The organism is Streptomyces sp. NBC_01717 (genome assembly GCF_036248255.1).
In the GTDB taxonomy this organism is placed as follows: Bacteria; Actinomycetota; Actinomycetes; order Streptomycetales; family Streptomycetaceae; genus Streptomyces.
This window is the reverse complement of record NZ_CP109179.1, coordinates 35,690-52,493: the sequence shown is the minus strand read 5'-3', so window position 1 is coordinate 52,493 and position 16,804 is coordinate 35,690. Positions and strand designations below refer to the sequence as shown.

Genomic DNA, 16,804 nt, shown 5'->3' with positions numbered 1-16,804 from the left:
GTCTTGGGGTGGACGATCAGGGTGGCGCCGAGAGTGCCGGGCAGGGTGTCGTTGGCGAAGTCGACGGCGTGGCGCATTCGTCCACAACGCCTTCATGCTCGAGGACATCGTGAAGACCGTGCTGCGCGCGCCGTTTGCCCCCGCCCCGCGCGGCTTGTTCGCCGGTTCGCCCTCCCTATCGCCCAAGCCACCGTATTTCGTCACCAACCGCACCTCCCTGACGACCGTCCAACGCGTCACCCACTTCACCGCAGCACCCGGTATCACGAAACTGCCCGGCATCTTCAACTCCGCACTGCGCGGCTGACATCACGCCCCTCAAGGACGAGGAGACCCGTAACGCATGAACCTCAGCGATCTTCTTACCCAGTCCGCACAACGGCATGGCGGACGGACCGCGGTGAGCATCGGCGACCAGTCGCTGACGTTCGCGCAACTGGACGAGCTGTCCGGCCGGGCTGCCGCGATGCTGGCCGACGCCGGAGTCGCCCCTGGCGACCGGGTCGGCGTCATGCTGCCCAACCTGCCGGAATTCCCAGTCCTGTACTACGGCGTGCTGCGAACCGGCGCGATCGTGGTACCGATGAACCCGCTGCTCAAGGCACGCGAGGTGGCCCATTACCTGGGCGACTCCCAAGCACGTCTGGCCTTCGCGTTCGGCCCGGTCGCCCAGGAGGCCGCCACTGGGGCCGAGGGAACCGGGGCCCGCGTGGTGCCCATCGAGGACGGCTCGCTCGACGAACTGCTCGCCGAGCACCCCGAGCCCGCCCCGTCGGTCCCGCGCGAGGCCGAGGACACCGCCGTCATCCTCTACACCTCCGGCACCACCGGGGCACCCAAGGGCGCCGAACTCACCCACACCAACCTGATACGCAACGCCGAGATCACCGCCGGCCCGCTCTTCGGACTCACCCCCGACGACACGGTGATGGGCTGCCTCCCGCTCTTCCACGCCTTCGGCCAGACCTGCGCCATGAACACCGCCATGACCGCCGGCGCCGGCCTGGTCATGCTCCCCCGCTTCGAGCCCGCCGCCGCGCTGGAGACCGTCGCCCGCGAGCACATCACCGTGTTCGAAGGCGTGCCCACCATGTACGCAGCCATGCTCGGCACTGACCGCGACGGCATCGATGTGTCCTCGCTGCGGCTGTGCGTCTCCGGCGGCGCCTCCCTGCCAATCGAGGTCCTGCACGGCTTCGAGAATGCTTTCGGCTGTCCGGTCCTCGAGGGCTTCGGCATGTCCGAGACCTCACCGGTCGCCTCCTTCAATCACCCGGACCGTCCGCGCAAGGCGGGCTCCATCGGCACTCCGATCGAGGGCGTCGAGCTGTGCCTGATCGACGAGAAGAACGGCGTCGGCGAACTCTGCGTCCGCGGCCACAACGTCATGAAGGGCTACTGGGGCCGTCCCGAGGCCACCGCCGAAACCGTCCTCGACGGCTGGCTGCGCACCGGTGACCTCGCCACCGTCGACGAGGACGGCTACTACTTCATCGTCGACCGCAAGAAGGACATGATCATCCGCGGCGGCTTCAACGTCTACCCCCGCGAGATCGAAGAGGTCCTCTACGAGCACCCAGCCATCGCCGAAGCCGCCGTGATCGGTATCCCGCGCCCCACCCTCGGCGAAGAGGTCACCGCCGCCGTCGCGCTGCGCCCCGATGTCAGGACCACCGCCCAGGAGATCCAGGAGTTCGTCAAGGAGCGCGTGGCCGCCTACAAGTACCCGCGCGAGGTCTGGCTCCTCGACGCCTTCCCTAAGGGCGCCACCGGAAAGATCCTCAAGCGCCGGATCGTCCGCCCGCAGACCACGCAGGGCTGACCCGCCGCCCCGGAATCGGCCGCGGAGCAGCTGACCACGAAGCGGCGCCCGGCTTCCCGCGCAGCTGCTCGATAGAGGCCAGTCAGGGATTCCGCGCGATCGTAGTAAGCGTGTGTGGTCTGCGATGGTGGTTGGTGCCTGGCGGTGTTGTCCCCTCGAAGCCGATGCCACCGCCAGGCACTCCACGCCGGTCATCTGCGGATGGGCGTGGTGAATGGAACTCGGGTTGCTGTCCCGAGCCGTGGCGAGGTTTCTTGGGGAGTCACCACAGCCGGTTGCCGGTGCGGCTGGCGAGGGTCGCCTCGCCTGCCGGTCGTGGGTGCCGTGGCTCCCGGGAGGGCGGTGTCGAGGCGCCGTTCCGGGAGCTCAGGGGCTGGCGCCAGGATGGGCCTGGGCGCTGCTGACCCAGTTTCTGTGCCGGGTAGGGGTGCCCGGGTGGTGACGCGCGAGCCAGTGGCGTGTTCGTCACCTGGTTGGCCCGCGGCCTGCTTGTCTGCTGGTGTCTGGTCGGTCATGGGGCGTGGTGAGTGGTGTCCGGTGGAGCACCGGAGCTCTGCCAGTCTCTGTCCACACCGTCGAGCACGTGCATGTACGGGGCGCCCATGAAAGTGCCCAGCTCGACCCGGTTCGTCGCGAGGCGGAACCTGCTACGGGTGGCGTCCCGTTCCCGTACGAAGCGTTCCGCCTCTGCCACGCCGCTGGATGTGAGGTAGCAGGCCGTTCCGGATGCGAGGGTGTTGATGTTGTTCACCACGCCCGCGCTCTTGGTAGTCGATGAGGGTGATCAGGCGATCGTCACGGCCCGATGGTAGGGAGCCGCGCGCTGCAGCGACACGCCGCTCTCGGTCCCGATCAGGTGATCAGCACTCATACCCATCAGGTGACTCCTTCGTGGAGGTACACACCGTGATTCATGACGCTCCCTCGGTGGATGCAGGTGGGCCTACTGAGGGGTTGCTGAGCTGTTCCAGGATGATCCCCAGCTCGGCGTGGCGGATTTCGGGGTGGGCCGGTTCCGGGCCGGGCGGATGCTGTGTGGTGGCGGCGGAAATGTGCGGCGGCCGGACCGTCAATGGGGCATTGGGAAGCCGGAGGTGGATGGGCCAGGGCATGGACGGAAGCCGGTAGACGGCGTCCTGGCACCAGGCTGCCGCCCCGGCGTTGGCTTTTGCAGCGATCTTCCGAGTCAGGCCCTCAGACGGTCGGTAGTGAGTGCGTGGAGTCGAGGGCCTGCTCGGGCGGCCTTTCGCCGAGGCGTATGCCGGCCTGTGCGCGCCCGATGAGGTGGAGGCGATGCTCCGTGGTGTGCTGGAGAGCGGTGCGCCGGTGCGTGAGTATCTGCTCCGGATGCGGCTGGCAGCCGAACAGGGGCGGGAAAGAATCCGGTCGGTGTCGGTGTTCCGTCTGCAGGACCCGCAGGGGGCGGTCCTGGGAGTGGTTGTCACGGTGGTCGACGTCACGGAACAGGAGCAGGCGCGTGCGCGGTTGGGTTTCCTGAACACTGTGCGCGAGCGTGTGGGACGGACCCTGGACGTGATCGCCACCTGCCAGGAGCTGGTGGAGGCCTTGGTGCCCGGCTTCGCCGATGCCGCCGTGGTGGACGTCGTGGACGCGGTGGTTCGCGGCGAGGAGTCCCCGACAGGGGCACTGGCTCAGGACGTTGCTCTGCGCCGTGCCGCCATCCGCGCCCGCGACGGCCTGCAGGTACAGGCCCATCCGGTGCACGACGTGCGGACCCTCAACTTGCTGCCTCCCTATGCGCAGGCCCTGAGCGATTTCCGTCCTCGTCTCGTGGCCCTGAGCCCCGACACCTCGTGGCTCGATGCCCGCAGGGCCAGGGCGGTCCGCGCAACTGGAGCGCACACACTCATCGTGGCTCCGCTGGCTCTGCGCGGAACGGCTCTGGGAGTGCTGAGCTTCTTCCGCACCGGCGGGTCCGATCCCTACAACGAGGACGATGTCGGCCTTGCTGCCGATCTGGCCTCCCACACCGCCCTGTGTATCGACAACGCCTGCCGCTTCACCCGCGAGTACACCATCGCCGCGACGGTCCAGCGTCACCAGCTCCCCCGTCATCCCGCCTCACACAGCACCGTGGAGACCGCCCATCTGTACGTGCCCGGCTTCGGTGGTGGGGGAGGCTGGTTCGACACGATCCCCTTGTCCGGCGCCCGCACGGCTCTGGTCGTCGGCGAGGTCGCCGGCCGCGGCATCCAAGCCGCCACCACCATGGGACAACTCCGCACCGTCATCCACTCCCTGGCCGCACTGGACCTACAACCCGACGAGCTCCTCGCGCGCCTCAACGACACCGCCGTCTTCCTGGCAGCAGAGCGCGCGGCTCTGCCCCCCGGCGACCCCCTGCACCGGCAACCGTTCTCGGCGAGCTGCGTCTACGCGGTCTACGACCCGGTCACCCGCACGTGCACCTTCGCACGGGCCGGACACACCGCCCCCGTGATCATCCGCCCCGACAGCAGCACCGAGGTCCCGGACGGCAACCCAGGGCCACTTTTGGGCAGCCCGGAAGGTCCGCCCTTCGCCGCCACCACAACCGACCTCCCCCACGGCAGCACCCTCGCCCTCTACACCCCCGCGACCCTGCCCACACCCCCCGCCGAATCCGACAGTGCCCCCGCACTCCTGCGCGATGTCCTTGTTCCACCCGGCCGGCCTCTTAAGGACCTGTGCGACGACATCCTCGACACCTTCCGCGGTACGGACTGTCCGGGCGATGCCGTGCTCCTCCTCGCACGCACCCGGCCCTTCCCCGCCCACTCTCTTGCCACCTGGCTCCTCGACCATGACCCCACAGCAGCCGCCACCGCCCGCGGACACACCCGCCGGACACTCGCAGACTGGAACGTGGACGAAGACACCGCGTACGCAGCCGAACTGATCGTCAGCGAACTCGTCACCAACGCGATCCGCTACGGCGCCCCGCCCATGCAACTACGCCTCATCAAGAACCGCACCCTCACCTGCGAAGTCCACGACGACAGTGCTACCTCCCCCCAACTGCGCCACGCCCGCACAGTCGACGAAGGGGGACGCGGCCTGTTCATCGTCGCTCAACTCGCCCAACGATGGGGCACCCGCTACACCACCGAAGGCAAGACCGTCTGGAGCGAACAGACTCTCCCTCAATCCGGCACGTGACCTGCACGGATCACCCGTCACCGGACCCCGGCGTGCGCCACGGCCTCCAGCAGTGAGACCAACTCGTCCACCGCAGCCGACGACACCGCCGTCCCGGCCAGCACCCGCAGAGCGCACGGTCACCTCTGGCTGATGCAGGACAGTCCTTCCCCCGCACGCATCGTGCTGCTCGGTGCTCATGTGCTCCTCCCTTGTCGTCTGGGAGTCGACAGGTGCCCCAGTTCGGACCGTGCCTGGTGGGATGTGCTGGGCTTTTCACAGCGATCGCCTACGACACGGCCCACTCCACTCCCAACTCGGCGAGTGCGCAGAGCTGCTTGGCGTCGAGCTTGTCGCGGCGCGCTCGTACGGCGGGAGATCCACCACACGCCGGCCGCCAGCACGAACAGGCCCAGCGCCCACGGCAGCATTTCGTCGCCCAGCTCGGCGTGACGCTGCACCAGCGGGTCGCTGTCTACGTGTCGCTCCAGCCACTCCCCAGCCTGGGTGGCCAGCGGTACGGTCGCCAGCGTGACCAGGGCGAGTAGCGGCAGTGCCAGTCCGAGCCGCCGGGCGGCGTGTGGCGAGGATGGTGTCCACGTCCCAGCCGATGTCGTCGGCGTACCGGGCGAGGACGGTGTCGGCGGCTTCCTGGTCGGAGAGGACCCCACGTCTCCCGCTGTTGCTGAGGACGCTTTCCATGCGCAGGAACGCTGCTGTCTCTTCAGCTGAGCGAGCCGTACCCCAGGGCCTGCGGCAGCGGCTAGGCACTGTTTCTCGGATCTCCGGACGTGAGTGGGGTGTTGGGGTCAGGCTGGCTGCATGGGCCGTGGGGATCTGACGAATGCGGAGTGGGATCGGCTGGAGTCGTTCTTACCTCCTGGTGGTGCGCGTGGGGGTCGGTGGAGCGATCATCGGCGGGTGATCAACGGGGTTCTCTACAGGGTGCGGACGGGTGTGCAGTGGCGGGATCTGCCGGAGCGGTTCGGGCCGTGGGAAACGGTCTATAAGCGGCATCGTCGCTGGTCAGCTGATGGAACCTGGAAGATGCTGCTGTCTCGCATCCAGGCTGCCGAGGACGCCGCGGGCGGGATCGACTGGGATGTGTCGGTGGACTCGACGGCGGTGCGGGCCCACCAGCACGCCGCCGGCGCGAGGAAAGCGTCGGCGGCCGCGGTGCGGGGCCGTCCGACTCCGGTGCGGGGCACGGAGACCTGCTCCAACCGTAGTGTCCGGGCGTCAGGACGAAAGCGAGGGGGCGGCATCGTCCCTCGGCGACGAGGTGGATCTTGGTGGTGAAGCCGCCGCGGCTGAAAAGGGGGCCGGCCGGGGGACGAACCAGGTCGATCCGGTGCTGCGGAGACTGGCCGTCCGGCTGGAGGAGGTGGTCAGATCGGCGAGTGTCTGGGACGTTCGTGTGCCGGATTCCGCGTCGTCGTAGGTAACGGCGGTTCTTCCGGGACGTGTAGGCCTTGTCCGCCAAGACATGGTCGGGTCGCGCCCCGAACGTCTCGACCAGCAAAGACACCGGCAGAACCGAGGTTCTCGAGGCGGCCGGCCCACCGGGTTCGACAGCGAGCGCTACAAGAAACGCAACACCGTCGAACGCGCCATCAACCGACTCAAAGGCTTCCGCGCCGTCGCCACCCGCTACGAGAAACGCGCCTACATCTACCTCGGAACCGTCACCCTCGCAGCCATCATGATCTGGCTCCGAACATGATCCGAGAAACAGTGCCTAGTGCACCTTGCTGGCCCAGATGCGAGTGGCCTGGTCCAGCGTGACGATTGTGGTGTGGGTGGTGGTCCAGTCAAATGTCCTCCGCTGCGGCGTGGACCGCTGCCCGACAGGGGGCTCACAACCCCGATGGTGTCCGGCCGGTCGCCCCCTCGTCTGGCCGGACACTGCTGGGCAGGGGGCGGACGGTGCTTGGCCGCTCGGATCCCAACAGCGACTCGTAGCGCGAAGGAAGTCCTTGCGTTGTCGGCTCAGTCGAGGGTGGCGAGGTGATCGGCGTCGCCGCCCCGCCACTCGATGAGGAAGATGGTCGCGTCGTCGCTGGTGACGTCGCCTCGTTCGTGTTTGAGGGCGTGGGAGAGCCCACGCACCACCGACCTGACCGCGGTGCGGTCACGGAGGATCCGGTTGGTGCACTCGATGAGTTGTTCCTCACCGAACTGTTCTCCGCCGGTTTCGTGTTCCTCGATCAGGCCGTCGGTGAAGCACAGCAACCGGTCCCCGGGTTCCAGGATCCGCTCGCTGACTGTCGGCTGCTCACCGCCGAAGCCGACCGGTAGTGTGGTGGGGCTTTCCAGCCGGTCCACCACGGTGCGGTCACGGATCAGCAGCGGTGCCGGGTGGCCGGCGTTGACCCATTGCATGCGGCCCGTGGCGATGTTCAGACACATCATCTGTGCGGTGACGAAGTGGTCGGGGCCGAACTGCTCATTGATGGCCTTGTCCATGAACGCGTACACCTGGGACAGACTCGTGTTGGCCCGTCGCGTGTGGCGATAGGCGCCGATGGCCACCGTCGCCATGGTCGCCGCGTCCAGGCCGTGGCCCATCGCGTCGATCATGGCCACATGAAGGATGTCGCCGTTGAGGGCGTAGTCGAAACTGTCGCCGGCCACGTCGTACGCGGGCTCGAGGATTCCGGCCACCTCGACCTGCGGAACAGTCATCGACAGCGGGGGCAGCAACGACCACTGGATCTCCGCGGCCACGCTCATCGGGGCGCTGCGTCGGGTCTGGAAAAACAGGTCGGTGTAGGCGTCCTTGGTGACGATCATGTCGGCGATCAGACCGGCGAGTCTGCGTAGCAGCCGCCGGTCGTCGTCATCGACGCTGTCCAGGGTGACGGCCATCGCGCCGATCTGGTCGCTGCCGTCCAGCAGCGGCAGATACATCCGCACGCTGCCGTCCTGTGGTACCTCTACCGCTTTGCGGCTCAGGAACGCGTCGCCGGCGGGGGAGTCCTCGACCGGTTCGGGGTCACCTACCTTCAGCCGCCGGCCCGGCAGCGGTACCAGGCGCATTTGTTCGTAGTCCTGCAAGAGGATCGAGAGGTCCCGGCCACCGACCCTGGCCACCTCTTCCGCAACGAGCGGGGCGATCAGTTGCGGCGGCATCTCGTGAGTCCGGTCCAGCAGCACACCCAGCAACCGCTCACCAAACCCCTCCGACCGGTCCACCCCAGACTTGCTCAGGTTCCGCCCGCCTTCGGCCATCGCTGCGTGCACATCCCTCTCGTCCCGCTGCCGCGGGGAACTCACTGGGCGGCTGTCTCCCTGAGGTGTTCGCCAGGCGGCCTGATGCTTGCCTTCGGTGGCCAGGTGCTGGTACCAGGCGGTGCCAGCCAGGATGGGGATCGCCTTCTCCCGCCCTTCGACGGTGGCGCCTTCAACTCCCTGGCCACGCATTCCGGCTGGCAGTGCCCTGACCCGACGCGCCCGGATCCATCGGGCGCACAAGGGCGATCCGCTCCAAGAGCGCTCACACGCCCCGTACACACGGGGCTCCGCGCACGACAGTGATCACCCCGTACAGCCTGACACCGCCAACCGCCCCAATGAGCGATTACGCCAGAGACGGCATGTCGCACCCCGTCAGAACTATTGACATGCATGGTCTCCTGAGCAATCGGGTGCTGCTTCCCGTGACCGGCCAACCCAGCGTGACCGACCTCAGACGTCGTGCCAGATCCCTCAAGCGCAGCTGCTCGATAAAGCCAATCAGGGATTCCGCGCGATCGAAGTAAGCGGGTGGTCTGCGATGGTGGTCGGTCCTGGCGGTGTTGTCCCCTCGAAGCCGATGCCACCGCCAGGCACGTCAAGATCATCTCGCTTCTGACGGGGGCTCCGCGGCAACCCTTTAGCCGTCGCGCTCCTGCCTCCATGGGTAGCAGTAGTGGTCCAAACGCTTCCGTTCGCCGATGGCGAGCAGGCCCGAGAACACACCCATCGCCAAGCTGTAAAGGGTGACCTGCGGGTCCACCCTCCCAAGAGCCAAAGCGCAGACGCCGCTGAAAAAGAGAGCGCCGACGAGCCCGCAGAGCACCGGATGGCGAAGGAACCGCCCGCGTGGCCGCAGGGGTGGCCGATCGCCCCCCAGCCTGCGATCGACCGCCCAAATTCCCTGCTGCGGCTTGAGTGATCGTAGAGGTCTGAGACCAGCGCAGTCACGAGGCCAGCGGCGAGTGAGCGAAGCCTCCCATGGGCGCTGCTCCTCTGCCTCCCGCCCAACGCGGATCTGGGACGAAGGGGTGTCCCATGGCCTCTGACCAGGGGTTACGGGGCAATCCTCAGCGAATCGAGCTGCTAATGCGACTGGCGGAACAGTCCGTCGGTCAGCATCTCGATCATGGTGTTCACGAGCTCTTCGAGTTGGGGTTCGTCGGCCCGGCCTCGATCGCGGCGCCAATGGAGGGCCAGGATGCCGTTCATGGCCGCCCACAGCGTGGTGGCCACGACCTGCGGATCCAGGCCAGGGTTGATGCTCCCGTCGGCCATTCCCTCGCGGATTGCCGCGGCGAGTTTGCCGTTCTCCTCGTCGAGGATGTCAGAAATCCTACCCAGGGCCGTCGGCTCGTTCGGCGGGTCGGCCAGGAGCCGGAACTGGTGCGGGCGCTCGGCCGCGAAGCGGGAGTACGCCTGCGCCGCCTTGAGGATTCGCTCCACGGGTGTCCCGGTGGATGCATAGGCGACGTCTACGTAGTGACGGACCTCTTCGAGAGCGCGCTCCGCGACTGCGATCAGCAGCGCGGACCGGCCTCCGACGCGGTTGTAGATCGTCTGAACGGCGACGTCGGCTCGCTCGGCGACTGCCTCGAGCGTGAGCGCTTCCGCACCGCCCTCGAGCAGGAAATGTTCGGCTGCGTCGACGATGGCGCGGTGGGTCGCAGCTGCGCGGACGGCAGTGCGGGAAACCTTGGCCTGACTCACACCGGAGACCCTACCGCCATCCCATAGCTGGAACAACTTCCAATGTTGTTACCTCTTCCAATGTTGGATGCCCTTCCGCTATGTTGTGCCGCAATCCCGGTAGCCGCATCCGTCATTTCGGCACGAGTGACGGTCAGCCGAGCCGGAGGCGATCGACAGCACAGCCTCCCGGCCGGCCGGGGCGCCGCTCTCCAACCGAACCCGTAGAACTCTCCCTGCACGACCCACACAGAGGAACTCCCATGTCCCAAATCGACCGTGTCACCGTGCTCGGGGCCGGTGTCCTCGGCAGCCAGATCGCCTGGCACAGCGCGTTCAAGGGCAAGACTGTGGTGGTGTACGACCTTGATGCGGAACCGCTGGACCGCTGCCGGGCCGCACACGAGCAGTACGCCTCCATCTACCTCGGCCAGCTGGGCGCCCGGCCCGAGGACATCGCCGCCACTCGAGGGCGCCTGACCTACACCAACGACCTTGGATCCGCTGTCGCCGCGGCGGATCTGGTCATCGAGGCCGTTCCGGAGATCCCGGAGGTCAAGACCGACGTCTACGAGAAGATCTCCGGGCTGCTTGCGGACCACACCCTGGTCGTCACGAACTCCTCCACCCTGCTGCCCAGCGACTTCGCGGCGGCGACCGGGCGCCCCGAGAAGTTCTGCGCCCTGCACTTCGCCAACCTGATCTGGTCGATGAACGTGGTCGAGGTCATGGCCCACCCGGGTACGGCGGCCGACACGCTGACGCAGGTGACGGAGTACGCGATCGAGATCGGCATGGTCCCGGTCCCTGTGCAGAAGGAGCAGAACGGATATGTGCTCAACACCTGGCTCGTGCCGCTGCTCAATGCAGCGCAGACGCTGGTGACCAACGGTGTGTCGATACCCGAGGACGTCGACCGGACGTTCCTCATCGCCAACCGCGGCTGCGCCATCGGTCCGATGGGAATGGTCGACGTCATCGGGATGAAGACGGTCTTCGACGTGCTGGCTTCCTGGGGCACCCGGAGCGGCGACCAGCAGATGCTGGACAACGCCGCCTATATCAAGAAGGTCTTCCTCGACGAGGGGAAGCTGGGCATGCACAGCGGCCAGGGCTACTACGCCTACCCCGACCCGGTGTATGCCAGGCCGGACTTCCTCGCGGCGCCCGACAAGTCCGCCGTACCGGGAATCGTCGAGCGCGCCACGCTGTCCTGATCGGCCACCGCTCGCTCTGACCGGCCGAAATCCAGTCGACAGACCGCCACGATTGGGAGCGTGCGGCCGTCCTGCGCCGCCCCCACCCCACCCCGCCGCGTGCGCTGCACGCTCTCAGCCGTACCCCGAATCGACACCCTGCGGTCGTCCTGCGCCGCCTCCCGCCCCACCCCGCCGCGTGCGCTGCACGCTCTCAGCCGTACCCCGAATCGACACCCCCAGGGAATCCCATGCCGCACCCAAGCGTTCAAAGCCGACCGTCCGTTGAAGCCGACACCGAGCACCTGGATGTCCTGATCGTCGGCGCCGGCCTCTCCGGCATCGGGGCCGCCTGCCACCTTCGGCGCGATCACCCGAACCGCAGCTTCGCGGTGCTGGAGGCACGCGAAGCGATAGGCGGTACCTGGGACCTGTTCCGCTACCCGGGTGTGCGGTCGGACTCCGACATGTTCTGCCTCGGGTACTCCTTCGCCCCGTGGACCGAGACCAAGTCCCTCGCCGACGGTACGGCCATCCGCGACTACGTGCGGCGAACCGCACGGGAGTTCGACATAGAGGACCGCGTCCGCTACCGCCACCGGGTGGTGCAGGCCGAGTGGTCCTCCGCCGATGGCCGGTGGACTGTGACCGCCGAACGCGGCGACACCGGCGAGCGGACCTCGCTGACCTGCTCGTTCCTCTTCGTGTGCAGCGGCTACTACCGCTACGACCAGGGATACACCCCCGACTTCGAGGGCGTCGAGGATTACGCGGGCCGGCTCGTGCACCCCCAGCACTGGCCCCAGGACCTCGACTACGACGGCAAGCGCGTCGTGATCATAGGCAGCGGCGCGACCGCGGTCACCCTGGTCCCGGCCATGGCCGACCGGGCCGCGAAGGTGACGATGCTGCAGCGGTCCCCCTCCTACATCCTCTCGCTGCCGTCCCGTGACCCCATCGCAAAGGGGCTCTTCCGCCTCCTGCCCACGCACACCGCCTACGCCGCCGCGCGCTGGAAGAACGTGCGCGTCAACGTCGCCGTCTACCAACTCAGCCGCAAGGCACCGAAACTGATGCGCTCGCTGCTCCAGCGAGGAGTCCGACGGCGGCTGCCCGCAGGCTACGACATAGGCACCCACTTCAGCCCCCGCTACAACCCCTGGGACCAGCGCATGTGCCTGGTCCCGGACGGCGACCTGTTCCAGGCGATCAGCTCCGGACAGGCCGAGGTCGTCACCGACCGGATCGACCGCTTCACCCGCGACGGCATCCGGCTGGAGTCGGGCACCGAGCTGCCGGCCGACGTTGTAGTCACCGCCACCGGCCTGAACCTGCTGCTCTTCGGCGGGATGCGGCTGCTGGTCGACGGCTCGGAGGTGCAGGCCAACGAGACCGTTGCCTACAAGGGCATGATGCTCTCCGGCGTGCCCAACTTCGCCTTCACCCTCGGCTACAGCAACGCCCCGTGGACGCTGAAGACCGACCTCATCGCCCACTACGTGAGCCGCCTGCTCTCCCACTGCGACCAGCACGGCTACCAGGTGTGCACGCCGCTCGCCCCTGTCTCCCCGGAGCGCGAGCCCATCGTCGGGCTCACCTCCGGCTACCTGCAGCGCAGCCTTTCCTCCTTCCCCGCTCAGGGCACCGGCGAACCGTGGCGGGCCCACCAGCACTACCTCCGCGACGTCCAACTGATGCGGGACGCACCGGTCGAGGACGCGGGCATGCACTTCCGCCGCGCCCACGAACCCTTGGCCGACACGCTCCCCGCTCCCCGGACGATCACCGTCCAAGGACGCCGCGTGCGTTACCGCGAGACCGGCCAGGGCAGCCCGGTACTGCTGCTGCACGGCATCGGCCGCAGCCTCGAGGACTGGGACGAGCAGCACGACCTGCTCGCGCACCGGCACCGGGTCATCAGCGTCGACCTGGCCGGCTTCGGCGGCTCCGAGCGCCTGCCGCAGCCCATCACCCTGGAGGCCCTGGCGGGCTCCGCCGAAGACTTCCTCGATGCCCTCGGCATCGAGGAGCCCGTACGCGTCTGCGGCAACTCCCTGGGCGGGGCCGTGGCCATGCAACTGGCCGTCCAGGCGCCGAGCCGCGTGCACAGCCTGGTCCTGGCCAACAGCGCCGGCTTCGGCCGCGAGGTCATCGCGGCACTGCGCGCGCTCACCGTCCGCCCCCTCGGCCGGCTGCTGCTCCGCCGCCCCAGCCGAAGCGCCGCGAGGCGCCTGGAACGGGCCGTCTTCCACGATCCTGCCTTCGCGACACCGGGCCGCGTGGAGCGCGCGCTGGAGCTGGCCGCCCGCAAGGACGGCGCGGCGGTCATGATCGAGACCGCTGGCAGCCTCGGGAACCTACGTGGCGTACGCCCCCAGTGGCGCCGCCGGCTCCTGTCAGCCGTGGCCGACCTGCGCCTGCCCACCCTCGTGGTGTGGGGCGACCGCGACGCTGTCCTCCCGGCCACCCACCTCGAAGCGGCACGCGGCGCGCTCCCTCACGCCCGCACCCACCTCTTCCCGGCCACCGGCCACATGCCGCAGATCGAGCGCGCGAAGGAGTTCGCCGCGCTGGCGCTGAACTTCTGGGCGTAGCCGCATCCCGACATGTCGCCGCGTCCGCGGCCCCTCCCGCCCGCCGGGTGCCGCCGGGCCCGAGCCCGAGTCATCCTGCTCCACGAAGGAAACCCCCGTGATCAATGGCCTCAGCACGGACGACTATCCGCTCACCGTGACCTCGCTGGTCGAGCGTGCCGAGCGGTTCCACCCCCACCGTCCCGTCGTGTCGCGACGGCCGGACGCGAGCATCCACCGCACCACGCTCGGCGAGTGCAGCCGGCGCGCGCGGCAGTTGGCATCCGCACTGCGCTCGCTCGGCATCGGCGACGGCGACCGGGTCGCCACCCTGCTGTGGAACCAGAGCGAGCACCTGGAGCTCTACTTCGCCGTTCCCCCGATGGGTGCGGTGATCCACACACTCAACCCGCGGCTCCACGCCGAGGAGCTCGGCTTCATCGTCGCCGACGCCGACGACCGAGTGATCGTGGTCGACGAGTCCCTCCTCGAGGTGTTCTCGACCTTCCGTGACGCCCACGCCTTCGAGCACGTCATCGTGGTCACACACGACCGCTCCGCCCCCGAGGGCATGCTCGCCTACGAAAACCTGGTCGCCGGCGCCCAGCCGATGACCTGGCCGGTGCTCGACGAGCGCCGGGCCGCGGCGATGTGCTACACCTCCGGCACCACCGGGCGCCCCAAGGGAGTCGTCTACTCACACCGGGCCGTCGTGCTGCACTCGCTGGTCATCGCGCTCCCCGACACCCTCGCGGTGTCCGCCCGGGACGTGCTCCTCCCGGTGGTCCCGCTGTTCCACGCCAACGCGTGGGGCCTGCCGTACGCAGCCGCGCTCGCCGGGGCCGGCCTGGTTCTGCCCGGCCCCCGCCTGGACGCGGTGAGCGTGCTGGACCTGCTGGCCGACGAGCGGGTCACCGTGACCGCGGGCGTGCCCACGGTATGGATGGCCATGCTCAACGCTCTGGACGCCGAGCCGCACCGCTGGGACCTGTCCGCCCTCAGAGGCCTTGCGGTGGGCGGGGCGGCCGTTCCCCGCAGCATGCTGGAGGGGTACGACCGGCACGGCCTGACCGTCCTGCAGATGTGGGGCATGACCGAGCTCGCACCGCTCGGCACCGCATGCCGGCTGCCCCAGGCCCTCGAGCACAGCACCGCCGACGAGCAGTACGACTTCCGCAGCCGCCAGGGTGTGGCCGTTCCCCTCATGGAGATCCGGGCCCGGAACGACGACGGCGCGCTCATCCCGTGGGACGACACCGCCCTGGGCGAACTGGAGGTGCGCGGCCCCTGGGTCGCGGCGGGCTACCACCGCGGACGCGGCGCCGACAACTTCACGTCCGACGGCTGGTTCCGCACCGGCGACATCGTGCGGATCGATGAGCGCGGCTGCATCCGGATCTGCGACCGGGCCAAGGACCTGGTCAAGTCCGGCGGCGAATGGATCTCCTCGGTAGACCTGGAGAACCATCTGATGGCCCATCCGTCCGTCGCCCAGGCGGCTGTGATCGCCGTATCCGATGAGCGCTGGGGCGAACGCCCGCTCGCGGTGGTCGCCCTCCGCGACGGCGCCACGGCCGAGCCGCAGGACCTGCGCCGGCACCTGGAGCGGGACTTCGCCCGCTGGCAGGTCCCCGATCGCTTCGAATTCGTGCCCGCCATCCCCTGTACGGCCACCGGCAAGTTCAAGAAGACCCAACTCCGCGAGACCTTCGGCGACGCCGGCCGCTGAGCGGCCTCCCCGCGATCGCCACTACCACTGTGCTACCGGAAAGGAAGAGCGTGTGAGCACGTTCTCGAACGACCTGCGGCTTCTGAGCCGCGAGGCCTACCACTATCTGTATCCGCTGGTGACGATGGACGTCACCCGGCTGCAGATGATCAATGCCGAGCCGGGCACCCGCCTGGGCTTCGGCCCCCCGAACACCTTCCACCACCTGCGGGCTTTCCCGGCCGCAGAGATGCGGGCGGTGGTCCGCCCGAACTTCGACACGCTCTACTCCATCGCCTGGCTGGACCTGACCGCAGGACCGGTGGTCCTGCACACGCCCGACACCGCGGACCGCTACTACCTGCTGCAAATGCTGGACATGTGGACCGACGTCTTCGCCACACCCGGCAAGCGCACCACCGGGACCGAAGCCCGCGACTTCGTCGTCGTCGGTCCCGGGTACGCGGGCGAGCTGCCCGCGGGGCTGCCGGTCATCGCGGCCCCGACCCCGTGGGTCTGGATAGTCGGCCGTACCCAGACCAACGGGCCGGCAGACTACCCGGCCGTCCACGCCGTCCAGGCCGGGTACCGGATCACACCCCCGGTGCACTCCGCCGAGCATCGGATCGACCCGGCGCACGACACCACCACCGAGCCCCTGCACCTGGTCAACGGCATGGACGCGGTCGAGTTCTTCACCCGCGCCGCCGAAGCGCTGCGGATCAGCCCGCCCCATGCCAGCGACTTCTCGGTCCTCGCCCGGATCGCCCGCCTCGGCATCGCCCCCGGCGAGGACTTCGACCCGGGACGGTTCGACGCCGCGCAGCTCGCCGAGATCCAGGCGGGTGCGGACGACGCCCGCCGCGCGATTCTCGGTGCCCTGCCCACCCTGGGCCAGCAGGTCAACGGCTGGACGACGTTCACCGACTCCATGGGGGTCTACGGCAACAACTACTTCTTCCGCGCCGTCATCGCCGCGATCGGACTCGCCGCCAACGAGGCCGAGGACTCCGTCTACCCCGTACTGGTCGCCGACGCCGACGGCGAACCGCTGGACGGCAAGCACGACTACGTACTCCACTTCGACGCCGACCAACTGCCGCCCGTGCACGCGTTCTGGTCGGTCACGTTGTACGACGAGGAGGGCTTCCAGGCCGCCAACGAGCTCGACCGCTTCGCGCTCGGCGACCGCGATCCGCTGGTGTTCAACGCCGACGGCTCCCTCGACATCCACGTCCAGCACACCGAACCGGGCCTGGAACATCGGCCGAACTGGCTGCCGGCGCCGCGCGGCCCCCTCGGGATCACCATGCGCCTGTTCGTCCCGAAACCCGAGGTGCTGGACGGCCGCTGGAGCCCGCCAGCGGTCCGCAGGATCTGAGCCGCGCGACGCACCGGAGCTCGAGGGCTGCACGACGCAGCCGCCGTGCAGCCCTCCTGCCCA

11 protein-coding genes and 5 pseudogenes are annotated in these 16,804 nt (G+C 68.6%); 10 read left to right on the top strand and 6 right to left on the bottom strand.

Annotation, left to right across the window (positions count from 1 at the left end; genetic code table 11):
• The first annotated feature begins 94 nt into the window (after positions 1-94).
• A complete protein-coding gene (locus OHB49_RS42515; protein ID WP_443079712.1) occupies positions 95-307 on the top strand; it encodes a hypothetical protein in 213 nt (70 codons plus the stop codon).
• 36 nt (positions 308-343) lie between these two features.
• Positions 344-1,822: a long-chain-fatty-acid--CoA ligase gene (locus OHB49_RS42510; RefSeq protein ID WP_329166910.1), complete on the top strand. Its 1,479-nt coding sequence runs from the start codon at positions 344-346 to the stop codon at positions 1,820-1,822.
• A gap of 511 nt (positions 1,823-2,333) precedes the next feature.
• Here OHB49_RS42510 and OHB49_RS42505 read toward each other — a convergent pair.
• Positions 2,334-2,576: a hypothetical protein gene (locus OHB49_RS42505; protein ID WP_329166909.1), complete on the bottom strand. Its 243-nt coding sequence runs from the start codon at positions 2,574-2,576 to the stop codon at positions 2,334-2,336.
• Positions 2,577-3,034: 458 nt separating this feature from the next.
• Between OHB49_RS42505 and OHB49_RS42500 the strand changes: the two genes are divergently transcribed.
• Positions 3,035-4,981 carry an ATP-binding SpoIIE family protein phosphatase gene (locus OHB49_RS42500; RefSeq protein WP_329166908.1) on the top strand — a complete coding sequence of 649 codons (1,947 nt, stop codon included), beginning with the start codon at positions 3,035-3,037 and terminating at the stop codon, positions 4,979-4,981.
• A 335-nt stretch (positions 4,982-5,316) separates the two neighbouring features.
• On the opposite strand, the pseudogene OHB49_RS42495 reads toward OHB49_RS42500, so the two are convergent.
• Positions 5,317-5,544 (bottom strand): annotated as a pseudogene (locus tag OHB49_RS42495) (hypothetical protein); the annotation flags it as partial.
• Between the two features lie 238 nt (positions 5,545-5,782).
• Between OHB49_RS42495 and OHB49_RS42490 the strand changes: the two are divergent.
• Positions 5,783-6,073: pseudogene (locus OHB49_RS42490) on the top strand (transposase); the annotation flags it as partial.
• A 118-nt stretch (positions 6,074-6,191) separates the two neighbouring features.
• On the opposite strand, the pseudogene OHB49_RS42485 reads toward OHB49_RS42490, so the two are convergent.
• Positions 6,192-6,284 (bottom strand): annotated as a pseudogene (locus OHB49_RS42485) (IS5/IS1182 family transposase); the annotation flags it as partial.
• A gap of 78 nt (positions 6,285-6,362) precedes the next feature.
• A pseudogene (locus tag OHB49_RS42480) lies at positions 6,363-6,458 on the bottom strand (IS5 family transposase); the annotation flags it as partial.
• On the opposite strand from OHB49_RS42480, the gene OHB49_RS42475 reads away from it, so the two are divergent.
• Complete coding sequence (locus tag OHB49_RS42475) at positions 6,447-6,683, top strand: hypothetical protein (protein ID WP_443079711.1); 237 nt, start codon at positions 6,447-6,449, stop codon at positions 6,681-6,683. The pseudogene OHB49_RS42480 and the gene OHB49_RS42475 overlap by 12 nt on opposite strands.
• Positions 6,684-6,949: 266 nt before the next feature.
• On the opposite strand, the gene OHB49_RS42470 is transcribed toward OHB49_RS42475, so the two are convergent.
• Together OHB49_RS42470 and OHB49_RS42465 are read right to left on the bottom strand one after the other, a co-directional pair.
• Positions 6,950-8,191, bottom strand: coding sequence for a PP2C family protein-serine/threonine phosphatase (locus OHB49_RS42470; RefSeq protein WP_329167454.1), 1,242 nt, complete (start codon positions 8,189-8,191; stop codon positions 6,950-6,952).
• 1,089 nt (positions 8,192-9,280) lie between these two features.
• A complete protein-coding gene (locus OHB49_RS42465; protein WP_329166907.1) occupies positions 9,281-9,904 on the bottom strand; it encodes a TetR/AcrR family transcriptional regulator in 624 nt (207 codons plus the stop codon).
• 242 nt (positions 9,905-10,146) lie between these two features.
• Here OHB49_RS42465 and OHB49_RS42460 point away from each other — a divergent pair, with 242 nt between their 5' ends.
• The 5 genes and pseudogenes from OHB49_RS42460 to OHB49_RS42440 all read left to right on the top strand — a co-directional run bounded on the left by OHB49_RS42460 (position 10,147) and on the right by OHB49_RS42440 (position 16,741).
• Positions 10,147-11,100: a 3-hydroxyacyl-CoA dehydrogenase gene (locus OHB49_RS42460; protein WP_329166905.1), complete on the top strand. Its 954-nt coding sequence runs from the start codon at positions 10,147-10,149 to the stop codon at positions 11,098-11,100.
• Between the two features lie 230 nt (positions 11,101-11,330).
• A pseudogene (locus tag OHB49_RS42455) lies at positions 11,331-12,830 on the top strand (flavin-containing monooxygenase); the annotation flags it as partial.
• Positions 12,804-13,673, top strand: a complete 870-nt coding sequence (locus tag OHB49_RS42450) for an alpha/beta fold hydrolase (RefSeq protein WP_329167453.1) — start codon at positions 12,804-12,806, stop codon at positions 13,671-13,673. The pseudogene OHB49_RS42455 and the gene OHB49_RS42450, both read left to right, overlap by 27 nt.
• 97 nt (positions 13,674-13,770) lie before the next feature.
• Positions 13,771-15,381: a long-chain fatty acid--CoA ligase gene (locus tag OHB49_RS42445; protein WP_329166904.1), complete on the top strand. Its 1,611-nt coding sequence runs from the start codon at positions 13,771-13,773 to the stop codon at positions 15,379-15,381.
• Between the two features lie 52 nt (positions 15,382-15,433).
• Positions 15,434-16,741 (top strand): DUF1254 domain-containing protein, encoded by a 1,308-nt coding sequence (locus tag OHB49_RS42440; RefSeq protein WP_329166903.1) that lies wholly within the window; start codon positions 15,434-15,436, stop codon positions 16,739-16,741.
• Positions 16,742-16,804: the final 63 nt, after the last annotated feature.